Genomic DNA, 15,990 nt, shown 5'->3' on the forward strand with positions numbered 1-15,990 from the left:
TCCATACTGGTGCCGGATTCAAGACGAACGGGCCGGCTTGGTTCCGACACCGCGTCCCTCCCAAAAGGATGAATTTTTCAGGATTGGCTCGAAGCGGACTCGACATTTGTTCTTGTTATGTTCTAATTCGGAATGACCGATCGACCCGCGAGCTGGCGCATGCCGACCCCGAAGCAGATGGAAAAACTGGCCGCTGAAGCTACCCGTAGACCGGGCCCCTCCGCGGCGGCTCCAGATGCGCCACTCCCGGTGGAATATTGGGAATCGGTCCTGAAAGACCCTCGCGCGGACGACAGCGGAGCTGAAAGGCGACAGCGACGTCTTTCCGAGATTCAACGCCACGTGCTGCGCATCTCCTGCCGTCGCTGCGAGCGGACCGTGGAAATCCAGAAGGCCGATGCAGTCCGATTGTATGGCGGCAACGCGGTCTGGAAGGACGTGGCGCAGCGGTTGCTCGACAACACGTGCCAGCAGCGCACCGGCAGGCATGAAGAAGACGGGTGCTGGCCGGCGTTCGAGACGCCCTAGCCCGTTCCGGATCGCGATCCGATCTCTTAGCGCCTGGATGCCGGATGGCCCCGAAGTATCACCCCACGCCCCTGTCGGGCGGCGACCGAAAGGCTCTGGCGAAAGAGCTCGGCAAGGCACGCGCGATGGCCAACATCCTGGCCGCCCAATCGGCGGAAACGCGGGCCAAGGGCGAAGCAATGATCCAGCAGGCTGACAGGCTGCTTTGCGAAAGCTGGAATGAGCGCATGTGGAGCGACGGCGAACCAATCGATCCCTCGCCCACCATCGATCAGGCCGTGAATGGAGGCTTCCCCTGGCTGGAGATCAGGTGCGCTCGCTGCAAGACGCCGAGCGACGTCGACCTCGCGGCGATGAAACATCCGCCGACCACCTTCGTGCACGATCTCGCCAGCCGGCTGCGCTGCCGCAAATGCGCCAAGGCCGGCCGGCGCCCATCCGCGACTCTGCTACAACTAGCTTGGCAGCCTCGCCACCCTCGAACCGAAGCCTGACTGATGTGCAATCTTTATTCGATCACGACCAACCAGGCCGCGATCAACGCGCTGTTTCACGTCGTGAACCGATACGTCGGCAATCTGGCGCCGATGCCCGGCGTGTTTCCCGACTACAAAGCACCGATCGTGCGCAACGGAGCTGAGGGCCGCGAGCTCGCCACAGCGCGCTGGGGGATGCCGTCGTCATCAAAGGCGTTGATGGACGCCACCAAGAAACGAGCCGAGAAGCTGCAGGCCAAAGGCAAGACGGTCGACTTCAAGGAACTGCTTCGGATGGAGCCGGATGGCGGCACGACCAATATCCGCAACGTGACGAGCAAGCATTGGACCCGCTGGCTCGGCATCGAAAACCGCTGTGTGGTGCCGTTCAACTCCTTCAGCGAGTTCAACAAGGCCGAGGGCGGCGATATCTGGTTCGCGCTCGATGAGACGCGTCCCCTCGCCTGCTTCGCCGGTATTTGGACCAACTGGACGTCCGTTCGGAAGGTCAAGGAAGCCCGCAGCGTCAAGGAAGATACGGCCGGGCTAGCGACGTGACCATCGAGGACGAGGACGACCAGGCAGCTTCCCCGGGCCGCCAACGCAAGATCATCCACATCGACATGGATGCCTTCTACGCATCGGTCGAGCAGCGGGACAATCCGGATCTTCGCGGGAAGCCGGTCGCCGTCGGCGGATCCCGGGAACGCGGCGTCGTGGCGGCGGCCAGCTACGAAGCGCGCAAGTTTGGCGTCAGGTCGGCCATGCCGTCGGTTACCGCGAAGCGGCAATGCCCAGACCTGATCTTCGTGAAGCCGCGTTTCGAGGTGTACACGGCGGTCTCCCAGCAAATACGCGAGATCTTCGCCGAGCACACCCCGATCATCGAGCCGCTGTCGCTGGACGAGGCCTACCTCGACGTGACCGAAAATCTGCAGAGCATCCCGTTGGCTCGGGACGTCGCGTTGGCGATCCGTGCGAAGATCAAGGAGGTAACCGGCCTCAACGCTTCGGCCGGCATCTCCTACAACAAGTTTCTGGCAAAGCTCGCCTCCGACCACCGCAAGCCTAACGGCCAATACGTCATCACGCCTGCGATGGGCCCGGCATTCGTAGAAACCCTGCCGGTCGACAAATTCCACGGCATCGGGCCTGCGACCAGCGCCAAGATGAATGCGCTCGGCCTCTACACTGGGCTCAATATGCGCAATCAGTCGCTCGAATTCATGCAGACCAATTTCGGCAAAGCTGGAAGCTATTACTATTGGATATCGAGGGGTGTCGACAACCGCGAGGTCAGAGCCGACCGTGTGCGGAAATCCGTGGGCGCAGAAAACACCTTCTCGATTGATCTCAATGAATTCGAGGCCATGGTGTCGGAACTGCAGCCTTTAATCGACAAGGTTTGCCGGCATTGCGAAGAAAAGGGCTCGCGGGGTCGGACAGTGACGCTGAAGGTCAAATTTGCAGACTTCGAGATTATGACACGCAGCAGGTCTGTCCCCGCCGCCGTGTCGAGCAGAAGCGATCTGGAGCGCTTGGTCGTCAGCCTATTCGAGAACGAAACGCCTCTTCCAAAACCGGTGCGGCTCCTAGGCATCTCACTCTCATCCCTACAAACCGAAGATGGCGCGGAGCCACAGCTGGATCTGCCAATCTGAAAAAATACGATACTCGCTCGTTACACGAGAGCCTAGTGCGGCATCGGCTGCACGCACAAGCGAACGGATAGATATCTGGGCGGCCGGGTATCCCGATCTCCTCTCGCCCCTCGCCGGGCAGGTCTTCGCGATTGAACAGAACGTGGTTGATACGGTGAGATTGGTTGTCTAGAGTTTCGCAAACGTAATCGTACGTTGTGACGGCAGAACGAATTTTGGCGCGCATGGCTCCTGTAAAGTACGAATACATAGCCCAATCCTTCCGGCCCCGATCCAATTCAAAGCATAGGATCCTGCTTTTCGTGGCGCCGGCCGGAGACGTCCGGAGCTGGGCGGGCGTACCGAGGAAGGCATTCGATTATCAGCACGGATTTCAGCGCACGCTCAGCCCGCCACGCGTCATCGATGTGGTCAAGTATTTCCGCGAGAATCCCGAGAACATCTCGCCCACCTCGCTGGTGATCGGGCTGTCCGACGAGGTGAAGCTTTCGCCGGTCAAGCAGCAAATCTCCGACACCGTCGATCTGGTCCGTGTCCGAATAACCCTTCCGGATTTCTCCGGGATCTCGATGGAGGATCTGGCGAAGCGGGCTCTGGACAAGCTCCGGCTGCGATTGCCGCCTTCGACCATCGAGGAAATCGAAGGCAACGTCGAAGAGGCAGTTTCCGAGGCCGTACGTCTTCAGGACGAAGACGTCGTCGATCAGACCTACGGCGATACGCTGGAAGGACTGGAGGCGGAAGCCCAAGACCGATCGTACCTCGCCGATTTCTACGCCCAATTGCTCGGATACACCCGCAATCTGGTCGAATGGCCCGAGCCAGAACCACTGCGCGAGATCCTCTATTCGATTCTCAAGCCCGCGATCATCGTCGACGGGCAGCACCGCGTGTTCGGCGGCGCGCAGGCCGACGAAAGCATGGCGTTTCCGGTGTGTGCTATCCCCAATTCCACCTGGGCCGAGAACGTTTACCAGTTCGTCGTCATCAACCAGAAGGCAAAACCAATCAAGCCGGCGTTCTTGAGCTCGATCATCGCGACGTCACTTAGTCCCGAAGAGATCGAGCGCGTATACGATCGCCTGCGTACCTCGAACATCGACGTCGAACGTGCAGAAGCGATGGAGCGGATCAACACCGACCCGGCCTCGCCGTTCAAGGGAATGATCGACTTCGAGGTGCAAGGATCGCCGGGCTTCCTGCAGTTTCCGGGAATGACGCGATTGGCGAAAGCGTTCGAACGGATTCCTCACACCCATCCGGCTCTACTATCGGGCTCATCATGGGAGGAGATCAACGGCGACTGGTTCGAATTCTTCTTCGCCTTTTGGCGCGGCATTCGCGGCTATTTCCAGGGAAGGGATCCACGACTTTGGCAGGAGCCGACGCCCGAGAATCCGAACAACCTGTTGAAGCTTGTGTCGCTCCAGGAGATGCAGGCATTCACCTTGGACACATGGGCCGACAGCAGAATGCTGAAGCTGACCAGCCCGCAGGCGACGGAGCAATTCGCGAACGATTTCTGGAAGGACTTCCCGCCGACCTTCTTCACAGACGAATGGCGCCAAAAAGGACTTCAGACCTCCGTAGGCCGCAAGCTGTTGCGCGATGCCATTACCGAGACGCGGCGCAGCATTGGGCGGAAGAACTGGAGCCATCGTTTGCTCGGTCTGTTCAAGAGTTGACGCGGCCATGGAGTGGATAGACTTCGCACTGTTCGGCGACGAGAACGGACTGCAATCGGCCCTCGACGGCCTCGACGCTCGGCAACGCGCCGAGGCAATCGCCGGATTGGCGCGCAAATTGGGATTAGATCGTGCCGACATTGAATTGTCGATCCTCAGGTTGTTGATCGAGCGTGCCAGGCCGTATGCGTTGCCTACGTCACTTTGGCGCAGGCCCGTCACCGCCTCGGACGATCCTCGCGCGCACCTGCGGACCCATTTCGGGCGAATCGGCGTGGCGGCGACCGCGGACCGTCTTGATAAGGGTTTGGACCTGTATCTCCAGTTCCGTGAGGAACGCAGCAGGGTGCAGGTCCAGGAAGCTGACCTTCGGCGTTGCGGCTACCGATGTGAGCACTGCGGTCTCGCGTTTTGTAACGAAGAACTTGCCCGAAGGACGATCGTTTCGCCGTTCGGGACGAGAGGCACCAAGAAGACCGACGCCTTGAAGCCGCACTGGAACGGCGGGGACGACCTGAGATGGCCGACGATGGATCATGATTGGCCGGTAAGTCTCTACGGCAGCAACGACCGCAAGAACCTCAGGGTTCTCTGCCGAGCCTGTAACGACGGCAAGATGGATTTCGTCGCTTGGGAGCAGACCCGCTCGGCGGTTGGTTTGCCTAAGCGAATCCAGTTGTCGCTGGGCAAAGTGCCCAACGAACTATTCTATACGCAATTGCGGAGATCACCTATCTGCGTCGATACGGGTCAGACCGCGGCGAGCACAGAACTGACCGTCCGCCTTGTCGACGCGAACGGTCCGCTCGTGTTGGATAATTTCGTTACGGTTGCCAGTCCCGGCATCTGACCGGCTCCGCGGCGCTAGGCGTCATCGTCGTCACCAGCGGCTTCGGCCGTTGCCATTTGCTGCCGCGTGCCTGCCGGCCTCGGGCAAAAATGCCGAAAGTCGCAGGCGACGCAGGTCTCGAGCGAGTCGCAGGTCGGCGGCCACGTATTACGGATGCTTCCCCTGATCTCTTCGTCCCGCACACGCCCCTCGATTTCAGCGACGATTTGATCGAACTGTGTTGTAGCGTTGTCGATGCTCTGCTGCGTGACGGGAATGACCCTGATGGCGCGCCTGTACCGAAAGGCGGCGCTTAGTCGAGGCGCGGGACCCCCCGTCCAGGTGTTTAACGCATAATAGTCTGGATCGCCGCGAGTCGGAGCGACGTCGGTCCTTCCGTTCTGGATCGCCGCCTTCATCTTTCGGACATCGTCCGCGCCGGGCGCGAGTTCGTTGACGTAGATCAGTATCCCGGCGGCGACCGGATATCCCAACTGCTGCCGTTGACGCAACCAGGCGTAGGTCTGGACCTGCCATTCGCCGAGTTGCCAATAATCCTCCGCCGAATCCGGCCTGTGAGACCCCTTATAGTCGACGATAACTTCGAATGTCCCTTGCAGGTCGGGACACGCCGCTCTCACTGCTTCGCGGACGATGTTTTCTTCGCCGACGTTCGCCAACTCGACGTTAGTCAGGACGTCGATGACGCCGTGGAGCGCGTACCGTTCGGATCTGAGCATCGTGCCCGCCGCCGGGCGAGGAAGTAGACGGGTGCCGATCACCTTCTGCTCGGCGTCGGCGATCAGCGGGAACAGATGCGGTCCCAGCATATTGACCGCCGCTTCGGCGCGGCGATAGGCGGAGACGCGCGCGCGGCGGCTTCGCGCTCGCTTGCCTTCGTAGGCCAGTGCCTGCTCGATCGGCCATCCGATCACGCGAAGATCGTTCGCGGCCAGTCCGGCGGGCGGCGGCGCAGGCGCACCGACATCCGGAATTGGAGTAGACGGCCAAGGAAAGGGATACCGACCGGGGTTCGCCCGCCACATCCCGAACGCACCTTCCAGGACGCCGTGGATGAACTCGCCGTACCACATCTGGACCGGGCGGGACGGTGGTAGCGCGCTGCCGTTGTAGTAGCGGTACTGCATGGCGCAGCGCCGATAGGAGAGAAGGTCTCCGGTCAGGCTGTACTCCGGCACGATGCGGTCCGGCGGTTTGATTGGAAGCTCCATGCTCGCCTCAAATCAACGTAAGAGGAATGTTGTTCGCCATTGGCGGTGCGTTACCACGCCCGGGCCGTCGCCAGGCCCAGTCGCCGTCACGCGGCCAGAAAGTAGCGATGTTCTTGATCGTCGTATTGTAGCGCAGGCACGGCAGACATCCCACCAGCAGAAGAACGCTTTGCGGCCTGCTGTATGCCACATAGTACAGGCGTATCAGATCGTCGAAACTGCGCTGGATGGCGGTCCTCGCAGTCCGCAGGCCGCCGATCGGCGTGCAACGCGCCAGATCATCTTCCATGTCCGTGACCGAGGAGGGAGAATCCGGAAACCTGCGGAATCGCTGGGTGCGGTGATTGGTCTTGAAGTCGGACGCGACGTCGACGATGACCAGCGGATATTCGAGTCCTTTCGCCTGATGGATCGTCATGATATTCAGGCGATCACGCGGAACGCTCGCCATGATGTCCTCGTCCACCTCGACCAGATCGTCGGCGATCGGAACGAGGATGTCGCGGATGGTGGACTCGATGCTGCGCGTCCGGTGAGGCTCGGTGATCAAGACGAGCGACCGATAAGGGGAGAACGTGGCGGCCTGTGCCGCGGCCCGGGAGACGGCTTCCAGATAGACTTGATGCTCGGGGTCGTCCTGAAACGAAGGCATCCAGGGCAGGAAGCTGTAGAGAATGTCGAGCACCGGCCATTCTGTGGCTTCGCGCGTGCCGGTCGAAAACCGCTCTTGCCAGCGCTGCATCACGCGACGCAGGCTGTCGCCGCCCTGGATCGCGGCGCGCGGATTCGTCGCGATGAACGCCCGTGCGGCATTGCGCCAACTGAGCATCACGCCCTTCGCGGAATTCGTGATCAGCATCGCGCCGACGATCCTGCCGTTGGGGTTCGCCTGATCGGACGGGTCGATCGCTTCGAGGGAGAGCCCGAGCATTCGCTGGACTTCGTCGATGTCCTTTAGCGCCCGGCCGCGCGGGTTGAAACAGAACATCCCGCGGCTCTCCAACTCGCCGCGAAGGCGGAACGGTAACCGCTCCGATGCAGGATTTCCCATGAACGCGCGTCGATACTCGTTCACGGTATGAGCAATGAAGACCGCGTCTCCAAGGTCGCCCCCGTTCGGTGCAGCCCTGATCGCCTCGGCCAACTGCGCGTCCGCCGGCCGGCCGCCGGCGCGGAAGACCGCCTGCAAAAGATCGGCTAGATCCGTGGCGAGCGTCGCCGCGTCGTCGCGGAACATGCCCAGGACCGGCACATTCTCTGACGGCGTGTTGGCGACGATGCGGGGCTTGGGTGGCTGAATCCGTGCGCCGGCGAAATCCGGATCGTTCTGGACGAAGCTGTTGAAGAAGGCGACGATCTCCGGCGTCGAACGGTAGTTCTGGATCAGGTACAGCATACGCGGCGTGGTATTCGGAATGGCCTGCCCGGCGCGCGCGCAGAAGTCCCTGAACAGTTCGATGGTCGCTCCACGGAAGCGATACAACGACTGATCGTCGTCGCCGACGACCGTAAGGGAGGAACCTGATCGGGCCGCAAGCTCGAGATAGATCCGCTCCTGCAGCGGATTCGTGTCCTGGTATTCGTCCACCAGCATGGCCCGGAGGTTGCCGACGAGGCCAGGCGGGTTGGCGCCCCGGATCCGTTCGAGGAAGACCCGTTCGAGCGTCGGGAAGTCCATCTGGTTGGTCGACTGCAGGTATTCACGGTATTTCCGGAAGATCTCGGCGACGGCGCGCCGGGCGTTCAGGTCCGGCCCTCGCGCCAGGTAGCGGGTCGCGTCCACCTCGTCCTGCACGAAGCGATCGACGAGCGTCCTGACGACGCGCGTCATGTCCCCGATCGTGTTCGGCGGGTCGCCCGAACTAGAGTATTTCCCGAGATAGTCCTGAAATTCGGACTGCATGGTCCGGAACGCCTCGTAGACCTCGCCGCGCCGTGCGAGAATCTGATTGGCGACGAAGGCTTCGACGACGACAGGTGGCCGCTCGGCCGGCCCTCGCGCCTCCGACAGCGCCTCCTCGCAGATACTGTCGAGCGTGCCCGTCACGAACCTGTTGATATCGACCTCGCGCAGGAAGTCCCGCAGGCCGGCGTCGGCCCGGGGATCCCCGGCTGCGGTTTCAAGGAGCGGGATGCCCCACTCGATCAGGCGCGTGCGGATCTCCTTCGCGGCTTTCCTGGTGAAGGTCGTGATCATGATGTTTTCGGGCGCGATCCTGTCGACCACGACGTGTCGAAGGGCCCGCAGCACCAGCACGGTGGTCTTTCCCGATCCGGGACCGGCCACGATTAGCAGCGGAGACGCACCATCCTCCACGATGCAATCGCGCTGTTCCGGGTTCGGTCGCCGCCGCTCTCCCAGAACGCGCGCGATCAGGTCGACGAAATCCTCGACGTTCAAGTGCGATTTCCCCCGATTCTCACACGGAGACTATAACCGCATCAATCCGAAGTTGTCCCTTATCCCAGCAGTCGCTTATGGGGCCGGAAAACTGTGGGAGAATTTGGAAACTTGGCTGAAGAAACTGCAAACAGAAAATTGCCGATGGACGCGCGTACCGCAATTAGCTAAGCAAGGCACGGGCGGCAAACCCAAGGATTCGTGAGACTTAAGTTTCCTGCCGACGGCCGCAGTAAGGAGAGGATATTGGGTGCGAAGGGGGGGGACAGTTTCGAAGAGGTCCGCCGCGAAATCATCGCGGAAACCAACGCTGGTCGTCACTACGTGTTCGGCCGGCAAGCGCTGCCGTCGGCCACTGTCCGCTGATGCCCTCCGGGCCGGAAAGCTGTCGGACACCGCGGCAGCGTGGATCGCGAGGTTGCGCCGGGAGGCTGTGCTGTTGCCGGCGTTCTCACTCTACAAGGGACGAGCGTTTCAAATGGCCGTCGAGGCTTCTAATGCCTGTTCGGCCGATCTGGCCATCCTGTCCGCCGGCTTGGGATATGTGCACGGCGAGACGCCTATACCGGGATACGATCTGACGATCAGGCCGACCGGTCCCGGTTCGATCGCAGCCAAGATAACCGACGGCGTCGATGCCGCACGTTGGTGGGCCGCCGTCAAGAGAGGTCCCTTCTCGTCGAACCCGATCCGCGATTCGCGGGGCCGTGCCAAGATCCACGTTTGCCTTTCCAAAGCTTACGCCGACATGGTCGAACGCGATCTCATCGCCATTTCACGCATCGACGGACTTGAGCTCAGAATATTCGGCCTATCGCTCGCCGGGCACCTCGACGAAGCGCTGCGGCCATTCGTAATGCCATACGACGAGCGGCTCGATCTGCTCGGTCGGCCCGGCACCCGCGTCGATTTTCCGCAGCGCGCTCTGCTCGATTTCGTCACTCATATCGTGCCAGCGAGCGCCGGAACGCTAGAGACAGACAGGCAGGCGGTCGCGGACAGAATGGCACTCGTAGTGATGCAGCGCCCGCCGCGAAAGCAGCGGCGGCTTCCAGACGACGAGATCCGTGCGCTCGTCGCTGATCTCATTCCGAAGCTTGGGGGCGCGTCGACGCGGGTACTTCGTCATCTGAGGGACGTTGCACAAGTGTCCTGCGAGCAATCGCGCTTCGCCAAGATATTCAACGACGTAAAACGGAGGGTCACATGAGACCCGTTCCATCGGTCAACGTCCATGCCGTGAAGATGCGTCAGAGCGATAAGGAGCTATTCTCCTTCTTCATCCGGGGAGCGCATATCCTAGAGTTGGCTGATATCGCCCGCCTCAAGCATTCCGCCGGTTCTGAGATCCAAGGATTCCAGCGTCCGGAAATCAAGGCGCACGTAAAGGCGATCGCGGACTATCTGTCCGGCGGCGACGTTCTATTTCCGAATGCCATCATCCTCGCCATCGCGGCCGATGCGAAGTTCTTGCAGAAGCGGGGCACCAAGAACGCGTCCGTTGACAGCGCGAGCGAGGTAGGGGTCCTCTCTATTCCGGTCCGCGCGGGACGGAAATCGGCCTGGATCGTCGATGGTCAACAGCGGGCGCTCGCCTTGGCGGGATCCGGCGTTCCCGACCTGTACGTGCCCGTCGTCGCCTTTGTCTCCAGCGACATTACGGTCCATCGCGAGCAGTTCATTCTCGTCAACAAAGCTCGTCCGCTCGACAAACGCCTGATCGACGAACTCCTGCCGACGGTCGGCACCGTGCTTCCTCGCGACTTGTCCACCCGTCGCCTTCCGAGCCTCCTTTGTGCGGCGCTCGCGGACACCCCCGGTTCGCCCTTCCATCAACTGGTAAAGAGGCCGTCGCACGCATACCACTCGGCAGTCGTCAACGACTCGACGCTCATCAATCTCATGAGAAGGAGCTTGCAGGATCCACGCGGAGCTCTCGCCGCGCATGTCGACACGGACGGCACGGCCGACACCGATTCGATGTACAGGCTGCTCGTTTCATTCTGGGCCGCGGTGAAGGACGTCTTCCCCCAAGCCTGGGGGTTGCCGCCGGATCGGAGCCGCCTGATGCACTCCGTCGGGCTGACGGCCATGGGGATACTCATGGATCAGGTCATGACGCGACCCGGAAACTTCGGTGGAGACTACGTTGCCGCCAAAACCATCCTGACGCGCATCGCACCCTACTGCAGGTGGACGGAAGGGCGATGGGAAGCGCTGGACAGGGATTGGAACGACCTCCAATCGACGAACAAGGATCAACGTCTACTCTCGAACTACCTCATCCAACTCGAGCGCGACGTCTCGAGGGCTTCCGCCGCATGAAGTTCCTATATTCCGATAGCCTCGATTTCGTGGATCCCGGGTTCGACTTCGTCGCGGACCGTGGGGCCAAGCGTCGTCGCGCGCACGCCGACGACGACTTTCCTCACGAACATCTCGATCGGCCACCCTATGACGGCCTGCTGGTGTCTCGCGCGATCGTGGGCGGCGGCGCCGTCACGGGCAAGTATTCGGAGGCACAGGCGATGCGCTTCCGAAGGGAAGGAGCACGGGAGTTTCTCCGCTACCCGCTCTCGAAATACCCCGGAAGCATGGTTATGGGAGACAACGGCGCCTTCACCTATCGAGACCGGAAGGAGCCGCCCTACACGATCGACGATACCCTCGAATTCTACGAGGACGGCGGCTTCACGCACGGCTGCTCGATCGATCATCTCGTGTTCGATTTTCTCGAGGATGGTGCCAAGGCTTCGGGCGAGGCCAAGAGGCGCGTTGACATCACGATAGAGAATGCGCGCCGCTTCCTGCCGGCATCCAAGGCGCTCGGCAGGAAGTTCACTCCGGTCGGCGTCATCCAAGGTTGGTCGGCGCGAAGCATGGCCGACTGCGCGACCGCGCTCGCCAGGATGGGCTACGTTTATCTCGCCGTCGGCGGCATGGTGCCGTTGCGCATAGAGCAGATCGAAACGGCGCTGGCGACGATCCGGGGTTCTCTGCCCAAAAGCGTCAAATTGCACCTTCTCGGCTTCGGAAAGACCGAGCATCTCGGAGCGGTGAGGAAATACGGCGTCGCGAGTTTCGACACGACCTCGCCGTTGCTGCGCGCCTTCAAGGATGGGAAGCGCAACTACTACGCCATGGGCAAGCGCGGCGAACTTTCCTACTACACCGCGGTTCGGATTCCGCAGGCGATCGACAACGACAAGCTTCTCAGAAATGCCCGCAGAGGTCGCCTGGACCAGGAAAACCTTCTCCGGCTCGAAAGTCGCGCGCTCGATGGCGTCCGCAAGTTCGCTTCGAGAAGGATGAAGGTCGAGTCAGCGGTGGACGCCGTCATCGAATACGGCCGATATGCCCTTTGGGACGAGCGCGCGACAGACGCCCGCAACGAGGCGAGGCTTGCCGAATTGCGAACGGCGTATCTGAAGACCTTAGGTGACCGGCCCTGGGAGAGTTGCCGATGCCGCGTCTGCCGTGACGCCGGCGTGGAAGCGCTGATTTTCCGTTCGTCTAACCGAAATAAACGACGTGGAATCCACAACCTGCATGTCTTCTACGCGCACCTGACGGCGGACAGCCAACGAGTTGAAAAAGAACGATGACGAAAGTACGATTCGAGCCGACAATTTCACCGCGCCAAGGCAAAGGCCCTAAGGTCATCTGCTTTTCCGCGACTCCGCAGGAGATAATGCAGATCGCCCGCATCGAGCGGATTGGCCGCGACGCGAAGGGCCGTCTCAGCGGTTTCCAGCGACCGCAGATCGCCGCCCACATCCGGGAGATCAGCGACTATCTCGGGCAGGATGATGCGATGCTGCCCAACGCGATTGTCCTCGCTTTCGCCAAGGGAGCTTCGGCCACCCGCGACGGCGGCTTCGTGGTCGACATCTCCGACGGTCCACCAGGTTGGGTAGTCGACGGTCAACAACGCCTATGCGCGGCACTAAGTCTGCCGGAACGTAAGTTCGAGTTTCTCATCTCGTCATTCCTCTGCGACGACATGGCCGAACTCAACCGTCAGTTCATCCTGGTCAACAACACCCGACCGATCGCGAAACCGCTGATCTATGAACTGCTGCCAGGATTGGACGGTCTGCCCCACCGTCTATCCGATCGCTCGGGAGCCGCCTTGCTGACCGAACGTCTCAACTACGATCCGGATTCGTCGCTTCGGGGTCAGATCAACCAGCAGACCCATCCCGAAGGCATCATCAAGGACACGCTACTGCAGAGAGTCCTGATGAACTCTCTTCAGCAAGGCGCACTTCGCAACTTCGAAAGCAACGGAGATTTGATGTCGCAAGGCGTGGACCTCGTCAGCAATTTCTTCGGGGCCGTGCAACACGTATTCGCGAAGGACTGGAAGGATCACACGCCAAAGACGTCGCGTCTGGTGCATGGCGTCGGGCTGATCTCCCTAGGTTACGTATTGGACGAACTCGCCATCAACAAGAAAGCGAAGTCGCAACGACAGTTCGAAAACGGACTGAAGTGTTTGGTCGGCAAGACGCACTGGTCCAGCGGCGAGTGGAATTTCGGCGCCGAAAAACGCCCGTGGCACGCACTTCAGAATACCAAGGCCGATTATCGCTTGGTGTCGCACCATCTCGTGCGGCTCATCCGACGCGCCAACTGAGGACGATCTGGATATGGCCTCGTACGCGGTAAAGGAAATCTTCCTGACGTTGCAGGGCGAGGGAATGCAGGCCGGACGTCCCGCGGTATTCTGCCGTTTCGCCGGCTGTAATCTCTGGTCGGGGCGCGAGCAGGACAGGCACCAAGCGGTCTGTCGCTTCTGCGACACAGATTTCGTGGGTACGGACGGCACGAAGGGAGGGCGGTATCGCGATGCGCGAAGCCTTTCCGACGCGATCTCGTCCGAATGGGCGGGCGGCGAGACAAACCGTCTGTGCGTATTGACGGGCGGAGAACCGCTGCTGCAAGTCGACGCGGATCTTGTAGGTGCACTCCACGATCTCGGTTTCCGCATCGCGATCGAGACGAACGGCACCTTGGCCGCACCGGCAGGCATCGATTGGATCTGCGTCAGCCCCAAGTCGATCGCCGGATTGGCGATCACGCGCGGCCACGAACTCAAGCTCGTCTATCCGCAGCCAGAAGCCCTGCCGGAGAGGTTCGATTGTTTGGACTTTGACCATTTCCTGCTTCAGCCGATGGACGGTCCCGACGTGGTCGACCACACGCGGCAGGCCGTTGCCTATTGCCTTGCTCATCCGAAATGGCGCCTCAGCGTCCAGACCCACAAACATCTCGGCATCAGATGAAGATATCCCAAGCATTCAGGTTCGAAGCCGCTCACCGGCTCCCCAACGTCCCGCAGACCCATCGCTGCCATCGGATGCATGGTCATTCCTACCGCATCGAGGTCGTTTTGAACGGGCCGGTCGATCCGCATACCGGATTCGTGGTCGACTTCTTCGACATCGAGGAAGCGTTCGGTGTGCTCCTCAAGTCGCTCGATCACCATTGCCTTAACGAAGTCCCGGGACTGGAAAATCCGACGGCGGAAAACATCGCCATCTGGATCTGGGACAGAACGAAACCCCGCTTGGCGCAACTCTCCAGCGTGAGAGTCTACGAAACGACCGATTGCTGGGCGGAATACGACGGACCCGATCGCTGACTTCGACACCCGTAATGGAGATCGAGATGAGCCAATCCGCAATCGTCCTCTTCTCGGGGGGCCAGGATTCCACGACCTGCCTCGCATGGGCGCTGTCGCACTACGATCACGTTGAGACGATTGGATTTGGGTACGGCCAGCGCCACGCGATCGAGATGGATTGCCGCGAGGCGGTCCGGTCCGGCGTCGCGGGCATCGACGGACGCTGGGAAGCGGGGCTCGGGCGCGATCACGTCATCGACCTGACAGTCCTCGGTCAAGTGAGCACCAGCGCCTTGACCGCGGATCTGCCGCTTTCGAAGAGACCCGACGGCCTCCCAGCCACATTTGTCCCAGGCCGCAATCTGGTCTTCCTGACCTTCGCGTCGATCGTTGCGCATCAGCGCGGCATCAAACACGTGGTGACGGGCGTCTGCGAGACCGATTTCTCGGGTTATCCCGATTGCAGGGACGATACGGTGAAGGCGCTCCAGGTCGCCATCAACTTAGGAATGGAGGCGCGTCTGGTGCTCGAGACGCCGCTCATGTGGATCGACAAGGCAGCGACGTGGAAGCTTGCGGAGGCGCTGGGAGGTCGGGCTTTCGTCGATCTGATCGTCAATGCCACCCACACCTGCTACCTGGGGGATCGAAGCAAGCGCCACGAGTGGGGCTTCGGCTGCGATAAATGCGACGCCTGCGGGTTGCGGCGCGAAGGATGGCGACGATATATAAGCGAGGCAGTTGAGCCGTACAGCAGGTGATTCGACATGTTCGGCAAGGGGAAACGTCCCAGCGACACTGGCTTCGGAGAACTCCTGGTCAAGCTCAACGGGTGGTCGATTCCGACGGACGCGCTCGATCGCGTCCACGATGGTGCGAAAGCCAGTCTCGCCGAGGTGAAGGCGCTAACCGAATACGAGGACGGCAAGGCTTCGCGCCTTCTGACGATCGCAGCGTTCTTGAGCGCCGCGGTCGCCGCCGTCTTCACCAGGTTCGCGACCGACTATCCTTGGCCGGGGTTTGGCGCGTTCGACACGGATCGTCTTTCGGCACTGACCATAACGACCTATGCCGCGTTCTTCGCCTACGTCCTACTGGTAACCATTTCCGTGTTGATCATCCTCAGCGCGGTCAAGCCGCGATTCAACATACCTAAGTCTTGGACATCCGGGTCGAAGGCCGATCGGCCAACGTCGATGCTCTTCTATAAAGGTATCCTGGACGTCACCGCTCCGACCTGGGGAGAAGCGTTCATCGGTCTCGGCACCAACAAGGGAGACGATCTGAAGGCATACTACGCAAAGTGCTACATCGCGGAATCCTATCTCATCGCCGAAAAGGTGGCGGACAAGCTCCGCCTGCTAAGTCCGGGCGTCGCCACGCTACAGGCCGCAATGTGGGTGCTTGTGGTCTTTTTCACCCTGTCCGGTGCCAACGTGATCCTGGTGAAAACTTCGAGTGCCGCCGCAACTGCCCGCCCGTCGGCTCCCGTCACCTCACCCGCCGCACCCGTGTTGAACCCGCCGGCCAGCAAATCGAAAGGATGAGC

At 61.1% G+C, this 15,990-nt stretch carries 16 protein-coding genes and 1 pseudogene; 14 read left to right on the plus strand and 3 right to left on the minus strand.

The window, feature by feature from the left end; genetic code table 11:
- The first annotated feature begins 132 nt into the window (after positions 1-132).
- From HAP47_RS40620 to dinB, 4 genes and pseudogenes are all read left to right on the plus strand, one after another.
- Positions 133-528 carry a hypothetical protein gene (locus HAP47_RS40620; protein WP_176396379.1) on the plus strand — a complete coding sequence of 132 codons (396 nt, stop codon included), beginning with the start codon at positions 133-135 and terminating at the stop codon, positions 526-528.
- Between the two features lie 44 nt (positions 529-572).
- The gene (locus HAP47_RS40625; RefSeq protein WP_176396378.1) at positions 573-1,022 is read left to right on the plus strand and encodes a hypothetical protein; all 450 of its coding nucleotides are present in this window, start codon (positions 573-575) and stop codon (positions 1,020-1,022) included.
- 3 nt (positions 1,023-1,025) lie between these two features.
- Positions 1,026-1,559: pseudogene (locus HAP47_RS40630) on the plus strand (SOS response-associated peptidase family protein); the annotation flags it as partial.
- Positions 1,560-1,627: 68 nt separating this feature from the next.
- The gene (gene dinB, locus HAP47_RS40635) at positions 1,628-2,665 is read left to right on the plus strand and encodes a DNA polymerase IV (protein ID WP_210285746.1); all 1,038 of its coding nucleotides are present in this window, start codon (positions 1,628-1,630) and stop codon (positions 2,663-2,665) included.
- Positions 2,666-3,038: 373 nt separating this feature from the next.
- Here the strand turns inward: dinB and HAP47_RS41465 are convergent, their stop codons facing one another.
- Positions 3,039-3,164: a hypothetical protein gene (locus HAP47_RS41465; protein ID WP_256460547.1), complete on the minus strand. Its 126-nt coding sequence runs from the start codon at positions 3,162-3,164 to the stop codon at positions 3,039-3,041.
- Positions 3,165-3,234: 70 nt separating this feature from the next.
- Between HAP47_RS41465 and HAP47_RS40640 the strand changes: the two genes are divergently transcribed.
- Together HAP47_RS40640 and HAP47_RS40645 are read left to right on the plus strand one after the other, a co-directional pair.
- Positions 3,235-4,350: a hypothetical protein gene (locus tag HAP47_RS40640; RefSeq protein ID WP_176396376.1), complete on the plus strand. Its 1,116-nt coding sequence runs from the start codon at positions 3,235-3,237 to the stop codon at positions 4,348-4,350.
- A gap of 7 nt (positions 4,351-4,357) precedes the next feature.
- Positions 4,358-5,200, plus strand: a complete 843-nt coding sequence (locus HAP47_RS40645; protein ID WP_176396375.1) for an HNH endonuclease — start codon at positions 4,358-4,360, stop codon at positions 5,198-5,200.
- A 14-nt stretch (positions 5,201-5,214) separates the two neighbouring features.
- Here HAP47_RS40645 and HAP47_RS40650 read toward each other — a convergent pair whose 3' ends face one another.
- Positions 5,215-6,411, minus strand: a complete 1,197-nt coding sequence (locus HAP47_RS40650; protein WP_176396374.1) for a PD-(D/E)XK nuclease family protein — start codon at positions 6,409-6,411, stop codon at positions 5,215-5,217.
- A 7-nt stretch (positions 6,412-6,418) separates the two neighbouring features.
- Entirely contained in the window at positions 6,419-8,812 is a 2,394-nt protein-coding gene (locus HAP47_RS40655; RefSeq protein WP_176396373.1) for a DEAD/DEAH box helicase, read from the minus strand.
- Between the two features lie 478 nt (positions 8,813-9,290).
- Here HAP47_RS40655 and HAP47_RS40660 point away from each other — a divergent pair, with 478 nt between their 5' ends.
- From HAP47_RS40660 to HAP47_RS40695, 8 genes are read left to right on the plus strand one after another with little or no spacing between them, the layout of a single operon-like run.
- On the plus strand, positions 9,291-10,022 hold the full coding sequence (locus tag HAP47_RS40660; RefSeq protein WP_176396372.1) for a hypothetical protein: 732 nt from the start codon (positions 9,291-9,293) through the stop codon (positions 10,020-10,022).
- A complete protein-coding gene (dbpB, locus tag HAP47_RS40665; RefSeq protein ID WP_176396371.1) occupies positions 10,019-11,137 on the plus strand; it encodes a DGQHR domain-containing protein DpdB in 1,119 nt (372 codons plus the stop codon). Before HAP47_RS40660 ends, dbpB (HAP47_RS40665) begins: the two co-directional genes overlap by 4 nt.
- Positions 11,134-12,417, plus strand: coding sequence for a tRNA-guanine transglycosylase DpdA (gene dpdA, locus HAP47_RS40670; RefSeq protein ID WP_176396370.1), 1,284 nt, complete (start codon positions 11,134-11,136; stop codon positions 12,415-12,417). The genes dbpB (HAP47_RS40665) and dpdA overlap by 4 nt, the downstream gene beginning before the upstream one ends.
- Positions 12,414-13,451 carry a DGQHR domain-containing protein DpdB gene (gene dbpB, locus HAP47_RS40675; protein ID WP_210285737.1) on the plus strand — a complete coding sequence of 346 codons (1,038 nt, stop codon included), beginning with the start codon at positions 12,414-12,416 and terminating at the stop codon, positions 13,449-13,451. Before dpdA ends, dbpB (HAP47_RS40675) begins: the two co-directional genes overlap by 4 nt.
- Positions 13,452-13,464: 13 nt before the next feature.
- On the plus strand, positions 13,465-14,100 hold the full coding sequence (queE, locus tag HAP47_RS40680) for a 7-carboxy-7-deazaguanine synthase (protein ID WP_176396368.1): 636 nt from the start codon (positions 13,465-13,467) through the stop codon (positions 14,098-14,100).
- On the plus strand, positions 14,097-14,459 hold the full coding sequence (gene queD / locus HAP47_RS40685) for a 6-carboxytetrahydropterin synthase QueD (protein ID WP_176396367.1): 363 nt from the start codon (positions 14,097-14,099) through the stop codon (positions 14,457-14,459). The genes queE and queD overlap by 4 nt, the downstream gene beginning before the upstream one ends.
- 26 nt (positions 14,460-14,485) lie before the next feature.
- Positions 14,486-15,202 carry a 7-cyano-7-deazaguanine synthase QueC gene (gene queC / locus HAP47_RS40690; RefSeq protein WP_176396366.1) on the plus strand — a complete coding sequence of 239 codons (717 nt, stop codon included), beginning with the start codon at positions 14,486-14,488 and terminating at the stop codon, positions 15,200-15,202.
- 6 nt (positions 15,203-15,208) lie between these two features.
- Positions 15,209-15,988, plus strand: coding sequence for a hypothetical protein (locus HAP47_RS40695; RefSeq protein WP_176396365.1), 780 nt, complete (start codon positions 15,209-15,211; stop codon positions 15,986-15,988).
- The last annotated feature ends 2 nt before the right edge of the window (positions 15,989-15,990 follow it).

This window comes from Bradyrhizobium sp. 41S5, assembly GCF_011516665.3.
Taxonomy (GTDB): Bacteria; Pseudomonadota; Alphaproteobacteria; order Rhizobiales; family Xanthobacteraceae; genus Bradyrhizobium; species Bradyrhizobium quebecense.